This is a genomic window from Lactobacillus amylolyticus (assembly GCF_003999355.1).
Classification (GTDB): domain Bacteria; phylum Bacillota; class Bacilli; order Lactobacillales; family Lactobacillaceae; genus Lactobacillus; species Lactobacillus amylolyticus.
The window spans coordinates 223221-242648 of record NZ_CP031835.1 but is presented as its reverse complement, the minus strand read 5'-3'; the positions used below and the strand labels follow the sequence as shown (position 1 = coordinate 242648).

Genomic DNA, 19428 nt, shown 5'->3' with positions numbered 1-19428 from the left:
TTTTAATTATACTTATTCATCAAATATTGACTATCGTGACCATTAATGAAGTCATCGATAATTTCAGTACCTGTTTCAAAAGCGTCATCCATCAGTTTTTGCTGTTCTCCATTAAACGGGGTTAACACCCAAGAAACAACGGTCATCTTTTGTGGATGACTAATGCCAATCTTCAAACGATTAAACTTTTCAGTTCCTAAATCGCGGATAATGCTTTTAATTCCATTATGACCGCCAGATTTACCATTAGCTCTAATTCTGATCTTGCCAATTGGCATATCCATATCGTCTTGGATAACCAGAATATCTGCAGGATCGATCTTAAAAAAGTTGACCACTTGTGCAATTGAACGCCCTGAATCATTCATGTAAGTTTGTGGTTCAAGCAAAATCACATCTTCGCCATTTATCTTTTGTTTTGTCCATAAGCCTTCGAACTTATCCTTATCAAGACTAAAATTGTTTTTCTCTAAATAATGATCCAAGGCCATAAAACCTGTATTATGCTTTGTCCGATCATATTTTTTACCGGGATTGCCCAAGCCCGCGATTAATTTCATTTCTACACTCCTCGAATTGACAATAATTCGGTTAACAATTATAGCACAGCACTTCTAACAGCAGTTAGCATATGCAATTGTTAAAAATTTCACTAAGACTGTAGAAAACTCCTACATTTCTTGCTATAATAAGCTTGTTTAATAAGTCACTAATGTCTTGAAAGGAAGTTTTAGATTTATGGTAAGAGACGAAAGACCTCATAAAGTTATTTTAGTAGGCGACGGTGCCGTTGGTTCTACCTTTGCATTTTCAATGGTTCAACAAGGTATTGCTCAAGATCTTGGAATTATCGATATTCTTAAGGATCACACTGAAGGTGACGCAATTGACTTAGCTGATGCTACTCCTTGGACTGCTCCAAAGCACGTTTACTCAGCAGATTACGCAGACTGCAAGGACGCAGACATTGTAGTTATCACCGCCGGTGCTGCACAAAAGCCAGGTGAAAGCCGTCTTGACCTTGTTAACAAGAACCTTAAGATTTTGTCATCAGTTGTTGAACCAGTCGTTGAATCAGGCTTTAACGGTATCTTCGTAGTTGTTGCCAACCCTGTTGATATCTTAACTCACGCAACTTGGAAGATGTCAGGCTTCCCTAAGGATAGAGTTATCGGTTCAGGTACTTCACTTGATACTGGTCGTCTTCAAAAAGTTATCGGTGAAATGGAAAAAGTCGACCCACGTTCAGTTAATGCATACATGCTTGGTGAACACGGTGATACAGAATTTCCTGCATGGAGCTACAACAATGTTGGTGGCGTAAAGGTTGTTGACTGGGTAAAGGCTCACGGTATGGACGAAAGCAAGCTTGAAGACATTCACCAAGAAGTTAAGAACATGGCTTACGATATCATCAACAAGAAGGGTGCAACCTTCTACGGTATTGGTACTGCTTCAGCATTCATCGTTAAGGCTATTCTTAACAACGAACACAGAGTTCTTCCACTTTCAGTGCCAATGGATGGTCAATATGGTTTACACGACATTCACATCGGTACTCCAGCTGTTATCGGCCGCAAGGGTCTTGAACAAATTATTGAAATGCCACTTAGCGATCACGAACAAGAATTGATGACTGCATCTGCTGATCAATTGAAGAAGGTTATGGAAAAAGCCTTCAAAGAAACTGGCGTTAAAGTTCGTCAATAATTAACAAGCCTAATACTAAATTAAAAGTATCTTCAAATGAAGAATACCTTTTCTTTGTCAAAATATTGCTAAAATAGAGTTTGAAAAGCATTTAGGTATCTTTAATTTATCTTTAATTTAAACGCCATCTATGCTATAATGACTACAATATTTTCATGTATGGAGGCAATCTTATGCTCATCAAATCTTTAGTTCTTAAAAAAGATTACCTGACAACAGTCAGTGAAAAAGCTACTCTTTCAGAAGCTTTGAAAACTCTCGAAGACTCAGGCTTCAGATGTGTACCGATCTTAGACGAAACAGGTACAATTTTCCGCGGTAATATTTATAAAATGCACATTTACCGTCACAAGTCACAAGGCGGAGATATGAATTTGCCTGTTACCTACTTGCTTAAAAACGCAACTAAGACAATCAAGGTTAATTCACCATTCTTCAAGGTATTCTTCAATTTGAAAGACTTGCCTTACATTTCTGTACTCGATGAAGACAACAAGTTTTACGGCATTTTAACTCACTCAAGTTTACTTAGAATGTTGTCTGATGCTTGGAACGTTAAGCATGGTTCTTACGTTTTGACAGTTTTGTCTGACAACGCTCGCGGCAACTTGGTTAAAATGGCAAAGATCATTTCTAAATACAGCAACATGGCCAGCGTTATGACCTTGGATGCTGCTGCCGGTGAACTTGGTGGGGACTTTGTTCGTCGTACTTTGTTCACTTTGCCCGCTGGCGTTTCTGAAACAACGATGAAGACAGTGGTTGAAAAACTGCAAAAGAAAGGCTTCGTTGTTTCCGAAATTGAAGACTTGCAAGCAGGGATAAACATCATGAGTGATGAAAACCCTGGCGTTTGGATTGATAATCCACATGAATAATTAACAAGACATAAATAAAAAGGAGTTCAGTTGAACTCCTTTTTATTCTTGCTTAATTTATTGAATTTTATTTTTCATAATATTTGCGTGGCAACCGATCGCTTAACAAACAAGCAACCTCATAGTGAATCGTATCAACATAATCGGCAGCAGCTTTAATATTATTAGGATCATTTGGATTATCAGAAATCAAAACCACTTTAGTGCCAACCGGCATTTTTTCTGGCATTTCAACCATAAATTGATCCATGCAGACCCGGCCAACGATTGGACAATACTGATCACCAACTTTTACCTTAAAGCCTTGAAACTTTCGAATCCAGCCATCAGCATAGCCAACTGGCACTGTTCCGATAATCGTGTCATGATCAGCCACAAAAGTTGAGCCGTAGCCAACACCATCACCTTTGTGAATCGTCTTAACATGAGTTAATTCACTGACAAATGACAAGGCAGGCTTTAATGCAATATCTGCCTTCAAATCTGGGCTATCTGGATTAGATGAAGGATTTAAGCCGTAAATGCCAATCCCAAAGCGAACCAGATCACTGTGGATATCTTTGTCAAAAATACTTGCAGCAGTGTTTGCAACATGGATCCATTTCGGATGAACCGTTAAAAGGTCTTGCATATGTTTAAACTTGGCTACTTGCTTCTTAAAGTAGCTGTCATCACTGCTATCGGCGGAAGCAAAGTGGGCAAACATCCCTTCTACAAAGAAAGAATCATTTTTTTCAAGGAATTTGTTTGCGGCAATAAATTCATCATCTTCACTAAAGCCAATCCGACCCATTCCTGAATCTATACCTAAATGGATTTTTAGTTGCAATTTTTCCTTTTTCAAATACTTCTCTGCTTGCTTAAGCCATTCCAAATTAGGAACAGTTAAAGAAATATCATTAACTGCAGCAATTGGCGCATACTCAGGTGAAACTACCCCCAAAACCAAGATTGGCTTGACAATGTCAGCCTTTCTCAATTCCAATCCTTCATCCAAAATTGCTACGCAAAAGCCACTTGCTCCAGCCTTTTCTGCTACTTTTGCTACTGGAACGGCGCCATGACCATAGCCATTAGCCTTTACCACGGCAAACAACTTTTGACCAGGCCTCAAATGCTTCATTTCGTTGTCGATATTTTGTTTTATTGCGCCCAAGTTCACACGAACTACAGCTGGGCGATGGATACCTGCTATCATTCCGGATCCTCCAAAACTACAAAAGTAATAATTTCATGATTATCATGCGTGATGCTAGGAAAAATACGGCCAGCATATTTAGTTGAGGTCATCACTGGATGCCCCGATTCGTCCCATAGCGTCTCCACATCCTGAAAACCTACGTATTTGCCTAAGCCCGTTCCCATTGCTTTTGAAAAAGATTCTTTCAATGAAAAGCGCCCGCCTAAGTATTCGACTTTACGCTTGCCTTTCATTTTTTGATATTGAGCAAACTCACTTGGGGTTAAAACTTTTTTTGCAAAACTATCCCCGCGTTCAACTATTTTTTTAACTCGTTCCACCTCAACTGAGTCAATACCCACACCTTTAATCATCTTTTCCACCTCACACAAGAAAATATTATAATACAAAAAAATGGGCTGCACGACACAACCCATTAATTAGTATTAAATCTTAATCTTTCTTATTCTTAATGACAAAATCATGTCCATAATTTCTGCGATTACGGTGACCACCATCAGTATGACGACGGCCACGATAGTTGTTGTTATTGCGCCGTTGACCATAATTGCCACTACGGCCATGGTGACCGCGACGGTGGCGACCATCACCTTTATATGGCAAAGGCTTTTCAGGCGTGATCTTAACTTTAACATCAGTTGAGTCCTTAGAAAGATTCTTCAAAAAGGCAGCAACCAAGTCTAATGCGGAATAATTTTCAAGCAATTCGTTCGCATCATCTTCGTACTTGCTCAAGTCACCATTCATCAAGTCTTCAATTTCAGACTTAGCCTGCTTTAATTGACCATGCAAAGCCTGATCATCTGTTGGCGGACGAAGTGGTGACATTTTCTTTTTAGTTAATTGCTCAATGGTCTGCATGTAGCTAATTTCATTCGGAGTGACAAAAGTAACAGAAATTCCATTCTGACCAGCACGACCAGTACGTCCAATCCGGTGAACATAGGAGTCTGGATCTTGAGGAATATCATAGTTATAAACGTGCGTAACTCCTGAAATATCAAGTCCACGAGCAGCTACATCGGTTGCTACCAAAATGTCCAATTTGCCGGCACGGAACTGTTTCAAAACACTCATTCTCCGTGCTTGTGACAAATCGCCATGAATTCCTGCAGCATTATAGCCACGAGCTTGCAAACCACGGGTTAATTCATCAACACGGCGTTTAGTTCGACCAAAGACCAAAGCGAGATCTGGACCTTGAACATCAATTAAACGACACATAATGTCGAATTTTTCTGATTCTTTTGCCCGAACAAAGTATTGATCGATTAAATCAGCAGTCAATTCTTTGGCTTTGATCTTAACGACCTCAGGATCATGCATAAACTTTTCGCCAATTTGCAAAATTGGCTTTGGCATTGTGGCACTGAACAATAATGTCTGCTTACGCTCGCCTACATATTTCAAAATACTTTCAATATCTTGAATGAAACCCATATCAAGCATTTCATCGGCTTCATCCAAAACGACGGTCTTGGTCTTGCTTAAATCAATCGTCCCGCGTTTTAAGTGGTCAAGAAGTCGACCAGGTGTCCCAACCAAAATAGCTGGCACATGATGCTTTAATGATCTAATTTGGCGACCAATATCAGCCCCACCATAAACTACTTGAACGCGTGCATGTTCATCACGACCAAGACGGAATAATTCTTCTTGAGTTTGGATGGCTAATTCACGCGTTGGCTCAATAATCACAGCCTGGATAGTTTTTTCATGCTTATCCAAATTTTGCAAAATTGGTAAGCCAAAAGCAGCTGTCTTACCTGTACCTGTTTGAGCCTGTCCAATAACATCCTTGCCTGCTAAAGCAAGAGGAATAGTTTCTGCTTGAATCGGCGTTGCTTCTTCAAAACCTGATCTTTTAATTGCTTTGAGCAAATCCTCATTTAAGCCTAATTCCGAAAATTTCACTAGTTAATTTCTCCTATCTAAGCCGAGCAACAACCTTTTCAAGGTGCATTCCATGTGAGCCTTTTAAGACTACGATATCATTCGGCTTAATATCATTCTTCAAATCATCAATCATATGATCCATATGATCAGCTTGGTAGTAATGCAAGCTTTCTTCGCTGTATTTAGTTTGCAAAGCTTCATATAGATGCTTCATTTCATCCCCGATCAAGTAAACTTCGTTAATTACTTGCGGATCAAGACTATTGGCTAAACCAGCATGCAATTCCGGAGATTTCTTGCCAAGTTCAAGCATGTCTCCTAAAACAGCGATTCTGCGACCACCATTTGGCATTTCGATTTGTCCAAAACTATTCAAAACTGCACGAACAGCGGTTGGATTAGAGTTATAAACATCACTCATGATGTCTTCACCGACATCGCCTTTTTCCCATTCCATCCGGTTGGCAGTTGGAGTAAAGTTAGCAAGTGAAGCCGCAATTTCTTCGTCGCTTTCACCAAAGTGATGACCAACGCTAATTGCTGCCATTGCATTAGAAACATTATGTTTACCAATCATTGGAATTGAGAATTTTTGTTCTGAATCATTAATGGTAAAAGTAGCATGGTGCTTGTAGCTTCTAAAGCCAGTAGCATATACAGTATCGTTGTCTTCAAAGCCAAAAGTAGCCTTTGCTTGATTAATCTTTTTAGCACGTTCAGCTAATAATGGTTCATCGCCATTGTAAATAAATTCGCCGTCTTCACGCAAAAAGTCGGTGATTTCCATTTTGGCATCAGCAATCTTGTCACGCGTGCCGAAAAATTCAATGTGAGCTTCACCAATCATAGTAATGACACAGACATCCGGATGAGTTAACTCACTCAAATGATGCAGTTGTCCAGGACGGTCCATCCCCATTTCCAAAACTAAAATTTCAGTATTTGGCTTCATTTCCAAAATAGTCATTGGTACGCCAATACCGTTATTGAAGTTTTCTTGGGTCTTATGAACATTGAATCTCTTGGATAAAACGGCAGCTACCATATCTTTGGTAGTAGTCTTACCATTTGAACCAGTAATGCCAACAACCGTTGGATTAACCTTGCGCAAATAATAGCGTGCTAAATCCTGCATTGCTTCTAAAGGATCATCTACTTCAAGAACAGCAATATTATCTGGCTTGTTAGGATGACCTTTCTTCCATAAAGTAGCAGAAGCACCATTGTTAATTGCACCTGCAACAAAATCATGTCCGTCGCGTTCGCCTTCAAGTGGAACGAACAAACCACCATCTGTGATTTTTCTGGAGTCAAAGGCGACTGAAGTAATAATAGTTTTCTCGTCGCTTTCACATGTTGTATTCAAAGCTTTGGCAATTTCAGCCAGTTGCATCTTCATTGATCTTTACTCCCATAAAAATATAAAATTTATACAGCAATAATTATACGTTCTTTCGGCCCATCTGCCAAATTGAACTTTCAGATCATAATAATAAAAGAAGCAGCCCCTAATGGGACTGCTTCCACCAGATTCATCGGTTTTACTTCTTCAAACCATACTTCTTGTTGAACTTTTCGATTCGACCATCTGCTTGAGCAAACTTTTGCCTGCCAGTGTAGAATGGGTGAGAATCTGAAGAAACTTCAACACGAATCAATGGGTAAGTGTTACCTTCGTAATCTACAGTTTCCTTTGATGTCAAAGTTGAACCTGCCAAGAACTTAGCACCAGTTGCTGAGTCCATGAAGACAACTTGTTGATAATCTGGATGAATACCTTGTTTCATAATTATTACTCCTTTTGCCATGATCATATCTCAGATCATAGATTAATCGATTAACGTTTATAAGGATACCATCTTTAAACTCTATTTTCAAGAATAAATTTTTGTTAAAATTTTTGGATAATAGTTTCATTAAATTATGAAAACGCTTTAAAATAGTAGCTAGATTTATTCTTAGAAAGAGATTATTATGACCAAAATACCATTTAAGGCCGTCGTTGTTGATATGGACGGTACATTTGTTGATAAAAACAATCAATTTAATCGGACAGAATTTAAAGAAATCTTAGCGCAATTGCAGGCTAATGGCATTCACTTCATTGCCGCAAGTGGTCGCCCCGCTGCCAGATTAGCCGATGATTTTAAAGGATTTAATGATCATGTAGACTTCGTTGCCGATAACGGAGCTGTTCTTGTTAGAGATCAAAAAGTAATTCAAGCTACTGCTTATTCAAAAGAAGCTGTCTTAAAAATGACCAAGATCATTCAAGACTATTTTCCTAAAGCTTTGCCAGTAACCTTGATCAGCGGCGGCAAGCACACTTATTGCTTGAAGAGCATCCCTGAAGATAAGAAAAAGATGATGTTCTTCTTCTACCCAAATACCGTTGAAATTGACGATTTTGCTAATTTGCCTGATGATACCTACACAAAAGTAACTATTTCATATCCTTATTACATTGGCAAAGATATTGCACGCGAATACAATCAGATTTGCGATGAAAAAACTGAGTTTAAGACTAGCGGTTTTGAAAATATTGACCTGGTTCCTGCTGGCGTCAATAAAGGCATTGGCCTAAAAGAAATGCTTAAATACTTGCAAGTAAAGCCAAATGAAATTATCGCTTTTGGCGACAGTGGCAATGATATTGAAATGCTTGAAATGACTGATATGAGCTACTGCATGGCCAACGGAACCGACGAGGCGAAAAAAGCAGCCAAATTCGAGGCACCTAGCAATACTGATGACGGTGTCTTCAAGGTTCTCAAAAAGTATTTGCAAGAATAAAACTCGACAAAAAAACGCCCATCAAGGGCGTTTTTTTATGGCTCTATAATTTTTCCTGTTGATGACTTATCTGTATGATAAGCTGTTAACAGGTTTTTTATTGCATCAAAAAAGGAGGACATAGTCCTCTTCAATAAAAAATCTATTCCACTAAACATTTTATAAATAAAGGTGATTTCTATGTCCTCTCTTAATCATTGTATTAAATTCGAGCTTGATGTTAAAGACGAAAATATTGTTTTTAAAGATTATTTTTACAAGTCAATCAAACTGCAAAAGCATAAAATTTATGAAGCCGAGCTAATTCAACCTGCTTGTCCTTTCTGTGGTTCTTTGGATCTCTTGCACAATGGCCACTTGATTACCAATATTCACTATCCGACAGCTAATGCCAGTTTGCCTGTCATTATCAGATTGGCTAAGCAGCGAGTTAAATGTCGTGATTGTGAGCGCTGGTCCATGGCTCAATCTGAACTAGTAAACAAATACTGTTCTATTTCTAACGCTTCTAAGCTCAAAGTATTATCAGCTTTAACTGAAGATCGATCTATGACCAGCATTGCCAGAGAAAACAATGTTTCGATCAATACCGTTCAAAGAGTACTAGGCAGCTGTTCACACCGATTTATTGATACTTACGAATATCTGCCAGCACACTTGGCTTTTGATGAATTCAAGGGAGTCGACCGCCAGCTGCACTTTATCTGCTTGGATGGTGACAATCATCAGGTCGTTCAGATTCTTAGAACTCGCTACAAGAAGACTTTGCTTAAGTATTTTGGACGTTTCTCACCTCAAGCTAGAGCTAACGTTAAAACGGTCACGATGGATCTTAATTTTTACTATCAAGATATCGTCAGAGCCTGTTTTCCTAATGCTCAGATTGTCATCGATCGTTTTCATATGATCCAAATGCTTACCCGATCATTCAATTCGTTGAGAGTCCAAGTCATGAAGACCTTTGATAAAAGATCCAGACAGTATCAGTTGCTCAAATCTCCTTGGAAATTATATTTAAAGAAGTTTGATGAGCTCGAAAAGGTTCATCCTCGCTACAATTGGCATTATAAAGACTGCTTAACTCAAGCCCAAGTAGTCACAGAAGGCATCAATGCCAGCACCGCTTTAGAGAATTCATATAACCTAATGCAGGACTTTATTCAAGCCATTGAAACGGGTAATACTCAAAAGCTTAAGTCATTAATCAACTGCAAAGATCAAATTGGAACTCTAATGCATAAAACGCTTTTAACCTTTAAACACAATCTAACAGCAGTGCTCAATGGAGCAGAATTGCCTTATTCTAATGGTTGTCTTGAAGGCTTCAACCGCAAGATTAAACAAATTGAACGAACTGCCTTTGGCTATTCCAATTTTACCAATCTCTTAACCAGAATTCGTTTGGAAGAAAATCTGTACAAAGAAAAAGAACCAAACAGCCTTTTAATGGTTGCTTGATTCTCTTCATTTACTCTCTATCAACAGGATTTCTTATAGAATGTCAAGCATTACTACAGAGAAAAAAAGAGTATACTAAACATAGCCCCAAAAGACTAGTCTTTTGGCAGTTTTTTCACTTATTATGTGCTAAACATCTATTAATTAATCGCCTTAGAATAATTATAAAGTTGATGTGTGTGGACCAAATTTATAATAGTGCGATTCAAATGATTGGCGCATGCTATTAAAGCTACCTTGTCATGCTTATTGAAAGGCGGCTTTTTTAATTTGTAATAGTAATCAATTAAATGATTTTGAATTTTGCCTTGATTTCTTAACATACTTCGAATCATGTCTGTTTCAACAGCTCTGCCTTGACTACTACCTCTACGATTAATTGTATCGCCTTTAATGTATTTACCAGACTGATATCTATTTAAATCCAAACCTAGGAAAGCATTGAGTTGTTTATAATTATCAAAGCGAGCAATATCACCAGTAAAGCCTAATAATAGAGCGCTATTTAATTGACCGGCTCCGGGAATACTGGAAATAACTTTGAAATCATCCAAGCCAACAGCCGTCTTGATTAACTTGTTTTGAATATAGGCTATTTCTTTATTGTAGCTTTCTATCTCATCGCAATATTCTGAAATAATTTCAATTTCTAAAGAATTTGCTGGAACAGCAGGATAAGAATCTTTAGCTGCTAACCAAACTTGAGCACAATAACTTTGAATTACATCTTTATGTATTCGCCTGCTAACAGATTGGTAAACTCTAGTGGTCATTTCTTTAAGAGTTAATCCTACCAAAAAGTCAGGATGACAATACATTCTAAATACTTGAAGGGCTAAAACTGCATAAGCATTTTTAAAAATCTGATTTAGTTCTGGGAAAGTAAGCTCTAAGCTAGAACGAAGGAAATTAAGTATTCTGGTTCTACATTTAATTAACTGCTTATATCTCAAAGATAAAATCCGTAAAGATTCATACAACGAATTAGATTGTTTATTACAGTGATTCTTTATTTCCGCTAATTGAGTTTTACCCAATAAAGCTAATTTAAATGAATCATTCTTGTCAGTTTTATTTCTTCTCAAAGAAGCCATTCTTAATTTTGCTTCTAGGGGATTTAGCTCATAAAATTTGACCTTTTTATTTTTTAAATAAGTAGTAAGCTGAGCCGAATAAACACCTGTAGTTTCAAATATTATTATTGTACCGGGTTTAATATAAGAATTTAATATTTGGAAACCGCTCTTATTATGCTTAAATTTAAAAGCTATTTCTTCCGCTTCTTTTGTTATCAAAGTGGCATGACTTTCACCTTGACTAACATCAATACCAATAATATTCACCTAATCACCCCGTTTTAAATCAATTGAGGCAAATATTTATTTTCAGCTCCATTTCTTGATTATACGATCTCTGAGATCCACACCCTTAATCTAGTTTGATTGAAAATAAACATTTATGGGCCCGTTTGACAGTCGAATTTAATATTCCATTCTGTTGTCGACCTCAACCTCAATCTAAGTATAAGAAAAAAGGTAGATAAAAACATCGTCATGTTTCTATCTACCTTTATACTTTAGGGTGTTTGACAAAGAGCCCCAATGTTAAAGCCTTCCCTAACACCTGATAATCCGCGACAATTAAAAGAAGCACGTGTTTGTAAACACATGCTTCTCGTTATTATCTATTCAGTTTTTCCACCAAAAAAGGCAGACTGATAGTGTTGGAGAAGTTAAAAGTTAAAAAATACCTTTAAAACTTAAATAACTAAACCACGCAACTACCAATATCCGCTAGCGTGGAGCCCACGGTGGTACCGCTACATTTCCTATAACCGATCAATCGTAGACCTGTAGCAACGGTAACATTGTTCTACGATTTATCCAACACCTCTCATAATGAAACTATATACACCATGTTGGCGCAATGTAATAGCACTTATATCATCATGAATAATTTAAAAAATATACTTAAAAAAATAAATAAAACCTTTAAATACTTTATAGTTGATTTATACCATGTTTTAGGGTAGCCATCAATTTAAAAATTTTCTCTTTAACATTTCTTAATATTCTATTTTAAATTAGCTACACGTTTTTTGATTTCATCACGAACTTGACGAAATACCACCATCTTTTGTTCAGGTGTTCCCTGCACTTGCGCCGGATCAATCAAAGGCCAGTGAAGACTTTTCGTTTGAGGTGACAAAGCTGGACAGCGATCTCGTGCATCTCCACACAAAGTAACCACAAGATCAGCCTTACTTAAATAATCAGGATCGATTATCTTAGACTTTTGCTTACTGATATCTACGCCATCTTCAGCCATAGCCTTAACTGCATATGGATTCAAGCCATGCTTTTCAATTCCTGCACTTCTTACTTCATATTTACCTTTTAACAGGATCTTACCATATCCTTCTGCCATCTGGCTTCGGCAAGAATTACCAGTGCACAGAAAATATATCTTCTTCATTACTTGTAGTATCTCCTCTTAATCCACAATGCTACATCTACTAATAAAATCATGACTGGTACTTCTACCATCGGACCAATTACTGCAGCAAATGCTTCTCCAGAATTCAAGCCGAAAATACCTACAGTTACTGCAACTGCAAGCTCAAAGTTGTTACTTGAAGCAGTAAACGCTTGGGTTACAGAAATTGGATAACTGGTATGTGTCTTTTTGGCAATCCAAAAAGTAATAAAGAACATCAATACAAAGTAAAGCAATAAAGGAACAGCTACTCTAACAGCATCAAGTGGCAATTGTACAACCTTAACACCTTTAACAGAGAACATTAATACAATGGTGAAAAGCAATGCCCATGTTGTTATTCTGCTAATTTTAGGAACATACTTTTCTTCAAACCAATCTTTACCTTTAGACTTAATAATAAGATATCTAGAGCCTATTCCTAAAATAAATGGAATACCCAAATAAATAAAGACAGTTTTAGCAATTTCACCCATCGTAATATTAAGAGTATGGGTTTGAATTCCAAAGAATTTAGGCAACACACTAATAAAGAAATATGCATAAATTGAGTAAAAGATAATTTGGAAAATAGAATTTAGAGCCACCAAGCCAGCAGCATAATCGTTATTACCTTGTGCTAACTCATTCCACACAATTACCATAGCAATACATCTTGCTAGTCCAATCATAATTAAACCAACCATATAGTTAGGATAATTATGAAGAAAAATAATTGCTAATGCCAACATCAATAACGGACCAACAATCCAGTTTTGAATTAAAGAAAAAGCAAGCTCTTTCTTATCTCTAAAGACATCCCCCACTTTGTCATAATTAACCTTAGTCAAAGGTGGATACAACATCAAAATCAAACCAATTGCAATAGGTATTGAGGTAGTACCCACTGACCAACTATTAATTAATTTAGGGAATGATGGAAAGACAAAACTGATCACAATTCCCAATGCCATAGCTAAAAATACCCATAAAGTCATATAGCGATCCATGAAGGATAAGCTTTTTGACGTATTCATAATAATTAAAAACTCCCTCTATATATAGATAATCATCTATGTATTGCTCAAAATAAAAGGATTAACAAACTTTTTAAGCATCCTTACAAATACAATTCTCAGAATTTGATAGTACTTCAGTTAATCCATTGATAATTACTGTTGATTTTTCTGGGTTCAATGAATAATAGTGCCATTTACCCCTCTTCTGCACTAAGATCAATCCCTTATCTTCCAATACTTTTATATGATGTGAAAGAGTAGGCTGTGTAAAATTGAAATGATCAAGAATATCACAAGCACACATCTCACTGCATGAAAGTAAGTTTAAGATCTTAAGTCGGTTAGGTTCTGCAACGACTTTTAATAAGTTTGCTAATTCTTGGTAATCCAATTTATATCTCCTTAATACATAGACGTTCATCTATATGATATCATACTATATTTAAATTGCGAATTAATATTTATATAGCTCTTAAAATGCTAAATCATATTTTTAATTTACTTTATCTCCGCACAAAAAAGACCCTTAGTATTAACTAAGAGTCTTGGCAAACATTTGGCAGACAACCAAATCATTTTTTATTATTTTGTCTAAGTTTTGCCTTTGTTAAATGCTGTTAAATCAGGATTTCCTCATCAACTAACATTGTCAGCTTATTCCCATTCAATCGTGGAAGGCGGCTTACTCGTGACATCGTAAACTACGCGATTAACGTTATCTACTTCGTTTACGATTCGATCAGAAATGTGACCTAACACATCCCATGGAATCTGTGCAAAATCAGCAGTCATCCCATCAATTGAAGTTACGGCACGAATACCAATCGTATAGTCGTATGTCCGGCCATCGCCCATCACGCCAACTGAGCGAATGCCTGGCAAAACCGTGAAGTATTGCCAAATCTTTTCTTGCAATACTGCCTTCTTAATTTCTTCACGCAAAATCGCATCAGATTCACGCACGATCTTCAACTTATCAGGCGTAACTTCACCTAATACACGAATACCCAAACCTGGGCCTGGGAACGGTTGACGCCATACCAGATCATGTGGAATGCCCAATTTTTCACCTAATTCACGAACTTCATCCTTGAACAATTTACGCAAAGGTTCAATCAGCTTGAAGTGCATGTCCTTAGGAAGTCCACCAACATTGTGGTGTGATTTAATTGTTTGCGCCGTATTAGTACCTGATTCAATTACATCAGTGTACAAAGTACCTTGAGCCAAGAAATCAACATCATTTAGCTTCTTAGCTTCTTCATTGAAGACTTCGATAAATTCCTTACCAATAATCTTCCGCTTCTTTTCAGGATCAGTAACGCCCTTTAGCTTACCCAAAAAGCGATCTGCCGCATTCACACGGATAATGTTAACGCCCAAGTCCTTATTTAAGGCCTTCATAACTTGGTCGCCTTCGTCTTTACGAAGCATTCCGTGGTCAACAAAAATACAAGTTAATTGCTGGCCAATTGCCTTATGCAAAAGAGTAGCAGTTACGCTTGAGTCAACTCCGCCGGAAAGACCTAAAATAACCTTCTTGTCACCGACTTCTTTACGGATGTCATCAATTTTCATTTCAATGAAATCATCCATCGTCCAGTTTGCTTTAGCGCCACAAACTTTAAAGGCAAAGTTCTTCAAAATATCCAAGCCATATTCAGAGTTTCTAACTTCAGCGTGGAACTGAATACCATAAAACTTCTTTTCATCATTAGCAATGGCAGAAATTGGGCAGTTCTTGCTCTTGGCAGTAACTTTGAAGCCTTCTGGAGCCTTAGTTACCAAGTCGCCATGACTCATCCACACATATTGTTTTTCTGGCAAGTCACTAAATAAAACTGCATTTGGATCAGTAACTTCAATATCTGCACGACCATATTCAGAATTATCGGCCTTTTCAACCTTGCCGCCCAGATCATATGACATTAATTGCATCCCGTAGCAAATCCCTAAAATTGGAATCCCCAACTTGAAGATTTCTGGATTAACCTTAAGAGCGCCATCATCATAAACACTGTTTGGACCACCAGAGAAGATGATTCCCTTTGGTGCCAACTCTTTAATTTTATCAATGCTGATATCATGGGCTAGAAGTTCGGAATAAATACCAAAATCACGAATACGACGAGTAATCAATTGGTTGTATTGACTACCAAAGTCAAGCACGATAATTTTGTCAAAGTCGTTAAGATTCTTTTTTGACACTGTTCTTTGTTCCCTCTTTTCGGACACTTTTTCTCTAACTCTACTAGGAAAAATTGAAAAGGTCAATCATAAAAATTAAAAAGCAGCCGCTGAATTAAAATCGAACAATTTTTGTAAAATTAAATCTTGCGTTCGGTATCCTTCTTTGTTAAAATACAAACAACAAAATAATAATATCTATATATCGTCGCAATAAGGGCGACAGTTTCTACCCGGAACCGTAAATTCTGGACTATAGGTAATCGAGTCATTAAAAAGAAAACAAAGGATCTCTTTTACCGTATTTGCGGTATGAAGAGGTCCTTTTTGCGTGCTTTGGGAGGAAAATGTGAAGTTATTAGAAGACAGAATTAAACAAGATGGCCAAGTATTGCCAGGTGATGTGCTTAAAATCAATTCATTTTTGAATCACCAAGTTGATCCAGAATTAATGATGGCTGTGGGTAAAGAATTCGCTCGTCTCTTTAAAGATTCAGGCATCACCAAGATTTTAACCTGTGAGGCTTCAGGAATTGCACCTAGCATCATGGTTGCTTATGAATTAAAAGTGCCAATGGTTTTTGCCAGAAAGAAAAAGCCATCAACTCTTAATGATGCAGTCTATTGGGCTGACGTCTTCTCTTATACTAAAAAAGTTACCAACAAAATTTGTGTTGAAGAAAAATTCTTATCTAAAGATGACACTCTTTTAATCTTGGATGACTTTATTGCTCATGGTGAAGCCGTTAAAGGAATGGTCAATATTGCAAATCAAGCGGGCTGCAAGATTGCCGGCATCGGTGCAGTAGTTGCAAAAACTTTCCAAGGCGGCAGTGACTGGATCAAGGATCACGGCTACCGCTTTGAAGCTTTAGCTAATATTGACAGTTTCAAAGACGGTCGAGTTCACTTTTTAGGAGAAGAATAAAATGCACGAAGTTAGCCACAAAAAAGCCGCTGTCTTGGGTCTGCAGCACTTGCTTGCAATGTATTCCGGAGCGGTCGCCGTTCCACTGTTAATTGGAACAGCGCTTAAATTCAATGCCGTTCAAATGACCTACTTGGTTTCAATCGATATTTTCATGTGTGGGCTAGCTACCCTTTTACAATTACTCCGCAATCGCTATTTCGGAATCGGACTTCCAGTTGTCTTGGGCTGTGCCATCCAGGCCGTTGCACCTTTGGAGTTGATTGGACAAAAGTTTTCAATTAATACCATGTATGGTGCCATCATCGTTGCCGGGATTTTCGTTATTCTCATTTCAAATTGGTTTTCAAAAGTTAAAAAGCTCTTCCCACCTGTCGTAACCGGAACATTGATTACAGTCATCGGTTTAACTTTGATTCCAGTTGCCTTTCAAAATATGGGTGGCGGAACTTCAACAGCAAAGGATTTTGGCGATAGCAAAAACTTGATTATTGCCTTTGCTACTATCCTGATCATCGTCTTAGTTGAAGTTTTGGCAAAAGGTTTTGTTAAATCCATTTCAGTTTTGATCGGTCTGATTGGTGGTTCAGTTCTTGCCGGCTTGATGGGCATGGTTTCAATTAAACCCGTACTAGAAGCATCCTGGTTCCACTTGCCACAATTCTTCTACTTCGGCAAACCTGAATTCGAATGGTCATCTTGTTTAACAATGATTATCATCGCCTTGGTGTCAATGGTCGAATCAACTGGTGTCTTCTTTGCCACGGGTGATTTGCTTCATAAAGATATTAAAGCTGACGACTTAAAGCGGGGTTACCGTGCTGAAGGCTTAGCTCAAATTTTCGGCGGTCTGTTCAATACTTTTCCTTACACTACCTTCTCACAAAACGTTGGCTTATTGCAACTTTCAGGAATTAAAACCAAGCGTCCAATCTACTGGGCCGCTGGTCTCTTAATGGCAATGGGACTTTTGCCAAAAATTGGTGCAGTTGTTACAATTATTCCAACACCAGTTTTAGGCGGAGCCATGCTGGTAATGTTTACCATGATTGCTGTTCAAGGGATCAAGATGCTGCTGAAAGTAGATTTGAGCGATAACCGCAACATCTTAATCGTGGCTCTTTCAATTGGTTTAGGTTTGGGCGTTACTTGTTACCCACAAATTTTCCAATCTATGCCACAAACCGTCCAATTATTCTTAGCCAACGGCATTGTAATCGCCAGTGTCAGTGCTACGCTTCTTAACTTAATTCTCAAGGGAAGAGGTGGTTTAAAGTAACCACTTTTTCTCTTAAAATATTCGTTGTTACACTATCTCTATCAATACACAATTTAACCCCATACGAAGCTTGAACATTTGCTCAAGCTTTTTCTTTCATATTTCTTTTATTTTCCTTACAATATAAATATATAAAGACACAGAAAGGAAAATTTACCCTATGAGAAAACAAACTGAATGTACAACTATTCTTGTCGGTAAAGACGCAACCATCGACGGTTCCACTATGATTGCCAGAAGTGAAGATGGTGGTCGAACTATTATTCCTGAAGGTTTTAAAGCAGTTAATCCTGAAGATCAACCTAAGCACTACGAAAGCGTTATTAGCCACCAAAAGATCGATGACGAAGATTTAGCTCAAACCCCGCTTCGTTATACTAGTGTTCCTGATGTTTCCGGCAAAAACGGAATTTGGGGTGCTGCCGGCATCAATGCAGCAAATGTTGCAATGACTGCTACTGAAACAATTACTACTAATTCACGTATTCAAGGCGTTGACCCCTTACTTGACCCAGAAGATGGTGGTCTTGGTGAAGAAGATTTCATTACTTTGACTTTGCCATACCTTCATTCAGCAAAAGATGGTTTGAAGAGAATTGGTCATTTGCTTGAAAAATACGGTACTTATGAAATGAACGGAATGGCCTTTTCCGATAAAGATGAAATCTGGTACCTTGAAACAATCGGCGGTCACCACTGGGCAGCTCGTCGCATCCCTGATGATGCATATGTAATTGCTCCTAACCGTCTAAATATCGATGAATTCAAATTTAATGATCCTGACTTTGCCTGCTCAGCTGATCTGAAGGATTTGATTGAAGAATATCATTTAAACCCAGATCGTGAAGGATACAATTTGCGTCACATCTTTGGTTCTTCTACTATCAAGGATGCTCACTACAACAATCCACGTGCTTGGTATATTCACAACTTCTTCAATCCTGATTTTGGTGGTCAACCAAGCGATCAAGACCAACCATTCATTTGCCGCGCTAACCGCAAGATCAGTATCGAAGACATTAAATGGGCCGAAAGCTCTCACTACCAAGACACACCATATGATGCTTATGGCGATGAAGGTACTCCTGAGCAAAAGAAGACTTTCCGTCCAATCGGTATTAACAGAAACTTTGAAACTCACGTTTTGCAAATCAGAAATGATGTTCCTGCAGAAATCGCCGGTGTTCAATGGTTAGCATTTGGTCCAAATACGTTCAACAGTTTCGTCCCATTCTACACTAACGTTACTGATACGCCTGAATGCTTCCAAACAACCCCTAAGTTCAACTTGAACAAGATTTTCTGGCTTAACAAGTTAACCGCCCAATTAGGTGATACCAATTATCGGGTATATGGCGAGCTTGAGGACGCTTTTGAACAAAAGAGTCTGTCTGAATGTCATAAGATTCAACACGACACAGACAAAGCCGTAAAGGGCCTCTCGGGCAAGGAATTACAAGACAAGCTTGAAGAAGCTAACAAGAAGATGGCAAACACTGTTTACAACAATACAGTTGAGCTTCTTGGACAAATGGTCGATGAAGGCCACGGCTTGATGACTTTGAAATACGATTTGTTAGATTAAACAATCAAATATATTTTTA

At 37.9% G+C, this 19428-nt stretch carries 18 protein-coding genes and 1 riboswitch; of the genes, 7 read left to right on the top strand and 11 right to left on the bottom strand.

Annotation, left to right across the window (positions count from 1 at the left end):
- Positions 1-2: 2 nt before the first annotated feature.
- A complete protein-coding gene (gene pth / locus D0Z64_RS01210; RefSeq protein WP_080881123.1) occupies positions 3-560 on the bottom strand; it encodes an aminoacyl-tRNA hydrolase in 558 nt (185 codons plus the stop codon).
- Between the two features lie 178 nt (positions 561-738).
- Here pth and D0Z64_RS01205 point away from each other — a divergent pair, with 178 nt between their 5' ends.
- Positions 739-1710 (top strand): L-lactate dehydrogenase, encoded by a 972-nt coding sequence (locus D0Z64_RS01205; protein WP_006351953.1) that lies wholly within the window; start codon positions 739-741, stop codon positions 1708-1710.
- A 173-nt stretch (positions 1711-1883) separates the two neighbouring features.
- Positions 1884-2588, top strand: a complete 705-nt coding sequence (cbpA, locus tag D0Z64_RS01200; protein ID WP_040457165.1) for a cyclic di-AMP binding protein CbpA — start codon at positions 1884-1886, stop codon at positions 2586-2588.
- A 67-nt stretch (positions 2589-2655) separates the two neighbouring features.
- Here cbpA and alr read toward each other — a convergent pair whose 3' ends face one another.
- From alr to D0Z64_RS01175, 5 genes are all read right to left on the bottom strand, one after another.
- Positions 2656-3786, bottom strand: a complete 1131-nt coding sequence (gene alr / locus D0Z64_RS01195; RefSeq protein WP_080881121.1) for an alanine racemase — start codon at positions 3784-3786, stop codon at positions 2656-2658.
- Entirely contained in the window at positions 3783-4142 is a 360-nt protein-coding gene (gene acpS, locus D0Z64_RS01190) for a holo-ACP synthase (RefSeq protein ID WP_080881120.1), read from the bottom strand. The genes alr and acpS overlap by 4 nt, the downstream gene beginning before the upstream one ends.
- Before the next feature lie 79 nt (positions 4143-4221).
- Positions 4222-5703, bottom strand: coding sequence for a DEAD/DEAH box helicase (locus D0Z64_RS01185; protein ID WP_080881119.1), 1482 nt, complete (start codon positions 5701-5703; stop codon positions 4222-4224).
- Positions 5704-5716: 13 nt separating this feature from the next.
- Positions 5717-7084 (bottom strand): UDP-N-acetylmuramoyl-tripeptide--D-alanyl-D-alanine ligase, encoded by a 1368-nt coding sequence (locus D0Z64_RS01180; protein ID WP_080881118.1) that lies wholly within the window; start codon positions 7082-7084, stop codon positions 5717-5719.
- A 142-nt stretch (positions 7085-7226) separates the two neighbouring features.
- Positions 7227-7472 (bottom strand): type B 50S ribosomal protein L31, encoded by a 246-nt coding sequence (locus D0Z64_RS01175; RefSeq protein ID WP_006351959.1) that lies wholly within the window; start codon positions 7470-7472, stop codon positions 7227-7229.
- Positions 7473-7659: 187 nt separating this feature from the next.
- Between D0Z64_RS01175 and D0Z64_RS01170 the strand changes: the two genes are divergently transcribed.
- Complete coding sequence (locus tag D0Z64_RS01170) at positions 7660-8478, top strand: Cof-type HAD-IIB family hydrolase (RefSeq protein WP_080881117.1); 819 nt, start codon at positions 7660-7662, stop codon at positions 8476-8478.
- 180 nt (positions 8479-8658) lie between these two features.
- On the top strand, positions 8659-9936 hold the full coding sequence (locus D0Z64_RS01165; protein WP_127345525.1) for an ISL3 family transposase: 1278 nt from the start codon (positions 8659-8661) through the stop codon (positions 9934-9936).
- Positions 9937-10076: 140 nt separating this feature from the next.
- On the opposite strand, the gene D0Z64_RS01160 is transcribed toward D0Z64_RS01165, so the two are convergent.
- The 5 genes from D0Z64_RS01160 to guaA all read right to left on the bottom strand — a co-directional run bounded on the left by D0Z64_RS01160 (position 10077) and on the right by guaA (position 15638).
- A complete protein-coding gene (locus D0Z64_RS01160; protein WP_080881115.1) occupies positions 10077-11279 on the bottom strand; it encodes an IS110 family transposase in 1203 nt (400 codons plus the stop codon).
- A 730-nt stretch (positions 11280-12009) separates the two neighbouring features.
- Positions 12010-12411 (bottom strand): arsenate reductase (thioredoxin), encoded by a 402-nt coding sequence (arsC, locus tag D0Z64_RS01155; protein ID WP_060462421.1) that lies wholly within the window; start codon positions 12409-12411, stop codon positions 12010-12012.
- Positions 12411-13448, bottom strand: a complete 1038-nt coding sequence (arsB, locus tag D0Z64_RS01150) for an ACR3 family arsenite efflux transporter (RefSeq protein WP_080881114.1) — start codon at positions 13446-13448, stop codon at positions 12411-12413. Before arsB ends, arsC begins: the two co-directional genes overlap by 1 nt.
- 73 nt (positions 13449-13521) lie before the next feature.
- Positions 13522-13821, bottom strand: a complete 300-nt coding sequence (locus tag D0Z64_RS01145; RefSeq protein WP_127345829.1) for an ArsR/SmtB family transcription factor — start codon at positions 13819-13821, stop codon at positions 13522-13524.
- A 263-nt stretch (positions 13822-14084) separates the two neighbouring features.
- Positions 14085-15638 carry a glutamine-hydrolyzing GMP synthase gene (gene guaA / locus D0Z64_RS01140; RefSeq protein ID WP_080881112.1) on the bottom strand — a complete coding sequence of 518 codons (1554 nt, stop codon included), beginning with the start codon at positions 15636-15638 and terminating at the stop codon, positions 14085-14087.
- 157 nt (positions 15639-15795) lie between these two features.
- A riboswitch (purine riboswitch) is annotated at positions 15796-15893 on the top strand.
- A 73-nt stretch (positions 15894-15966) separates the two neighbouring features.
- Between guaA and D0Z64_RS01135 the strand changes: the two genes are divergently transcribed.
- From D0Z64_RS01135 to D0Z64_RS01125, 3 genes are all read left to right on the top strand, one after another.
- Positions 15967-16545, top strand: a complete 579-nt coding sequence (locus D0Z64_RS01135; protein ID WP_127345539.1) for a xanthine phosphoribosyltransferase — start codon at positions 15967-15969, stop codon at positions 16543-16545.
- A gap of 1 nt (position 16546) precedes the next feature.
- A complete protein-coding gene (locus D0Z64_RS01130; RefSeq protein WP_127345538.1) occupies positions 16547-17824 on the top strand; it encodes a nucleobase:cation symporter-2 family protein in 1278 nt (425 codons plus the stop codon).
- A gap of 160 nt (positions 17825-17984) precedes the next feature.
- Positions 17985-19409 carry a C69 family dipeptidase gene (locus D0Z64_RS01125; RefSeq protein ID WP_006351967.1) on the top strand — a complete coding sequence of 475 codons (1425 nt, stop codon included), beginning with the start codon at positions 17985-17987 and terminating at the stop codon, positions 19407-19409.
- Positions 19410-19428 lie beyond the last annotated feature (19 nt).

Excerpts from the sequence above, each read along its gene's own strand:
- D0Z64_RS01165 (WP_127345525.1), top strand. The coding sequence starts at position 8,659 with ATGTCCTCTCTTAATCATTGTATTAAATTCGAGCTTGATGTTAAAGAC.
- arsB (WP_080881114.1), bottom strand. The coding sequence starts at position 13,448 with ATGAATACGTCAAAAAGCTTATCCTTCATGGATCGCTATATGACTTTA.
- cbpA (WP_040457165.1), top strand. The coding sequence starts at position 1,884 with ATGCTCATCAAATCTTTAGTTCTTAAAAAAGATTACCTGACAACAGTC.
- D0Z64_RS01175 (WP_006351959.1), bottom strand. The coding sequence starts at position 7,472 with ATGAAACAAGGTATTCATCCAGATTATCAACAAGTTGTCTTCATGGAC.
- D0Z64_RS01180 (WP_080881118.1), bottom strand. The coding sequence starts at position 7,084 with ATGAAGATGCAACTGGCTGAAATTGCCAAAGCTTTGAATACAACATGT.
- D0Z64_RS01170 (WP_080881117.1), top strand. The coding sequence starts at position 7,660 with ATGACCAAAATACCATTTAAGGCCGTCGTTGTTGATATGGACGGTACA.
- D0Z64_RS01130 (WP_127345538.1), top strand. The coding sequence starts at position 16,547 with ATGCACGAAGTTAGCCACAAAAAAGCCGCTGTCTTGGGTCTGCAGCAC.
- D0Z64_RS01205 (WP_006351953.1), top strand. The coding sequence starts at position 739 with ATGGTAAGAGACGAAAGACCTCATAAAGTTATTTTAGTAGGCGACGGT.
- pth (WP_080881123.1), bottom strand. The coding sequence starts at position 560 with ATGAAATTAATCGCGGGCTTGGGCAATCCCGGTAAAAAATATGATCGG.
- arsC (WP_060462421.1), bottom strand. The coding sequence starts at position 12,411 with ATGAAGAAGATATATTTTCTGTGCACTGGTAATTCTTGCCGAAGCCAG.
- alr (WP_080881121.1), bottom strand. The coding sequence starts at position 3,786 with ATGATAGCAGGTATCCATCGCCCAGCTGTAGTTCGTGTGAACTTGGGC.
- D0Z64_RS01125 (WP_006351967.1), top strand. The coding sequence starts at position 17,985 with ATGAGAAAACAAACTGAATGTACAACTATTCTTGTCGGTAAAGACGCA.
- acpS (WP_080881120.1), bottom strand. The coding sequence starts at position 4,142 with ATGATTAAAGGTGTGGGTATTGACTCAGTTGAGGTGGAACGAGTTAAA.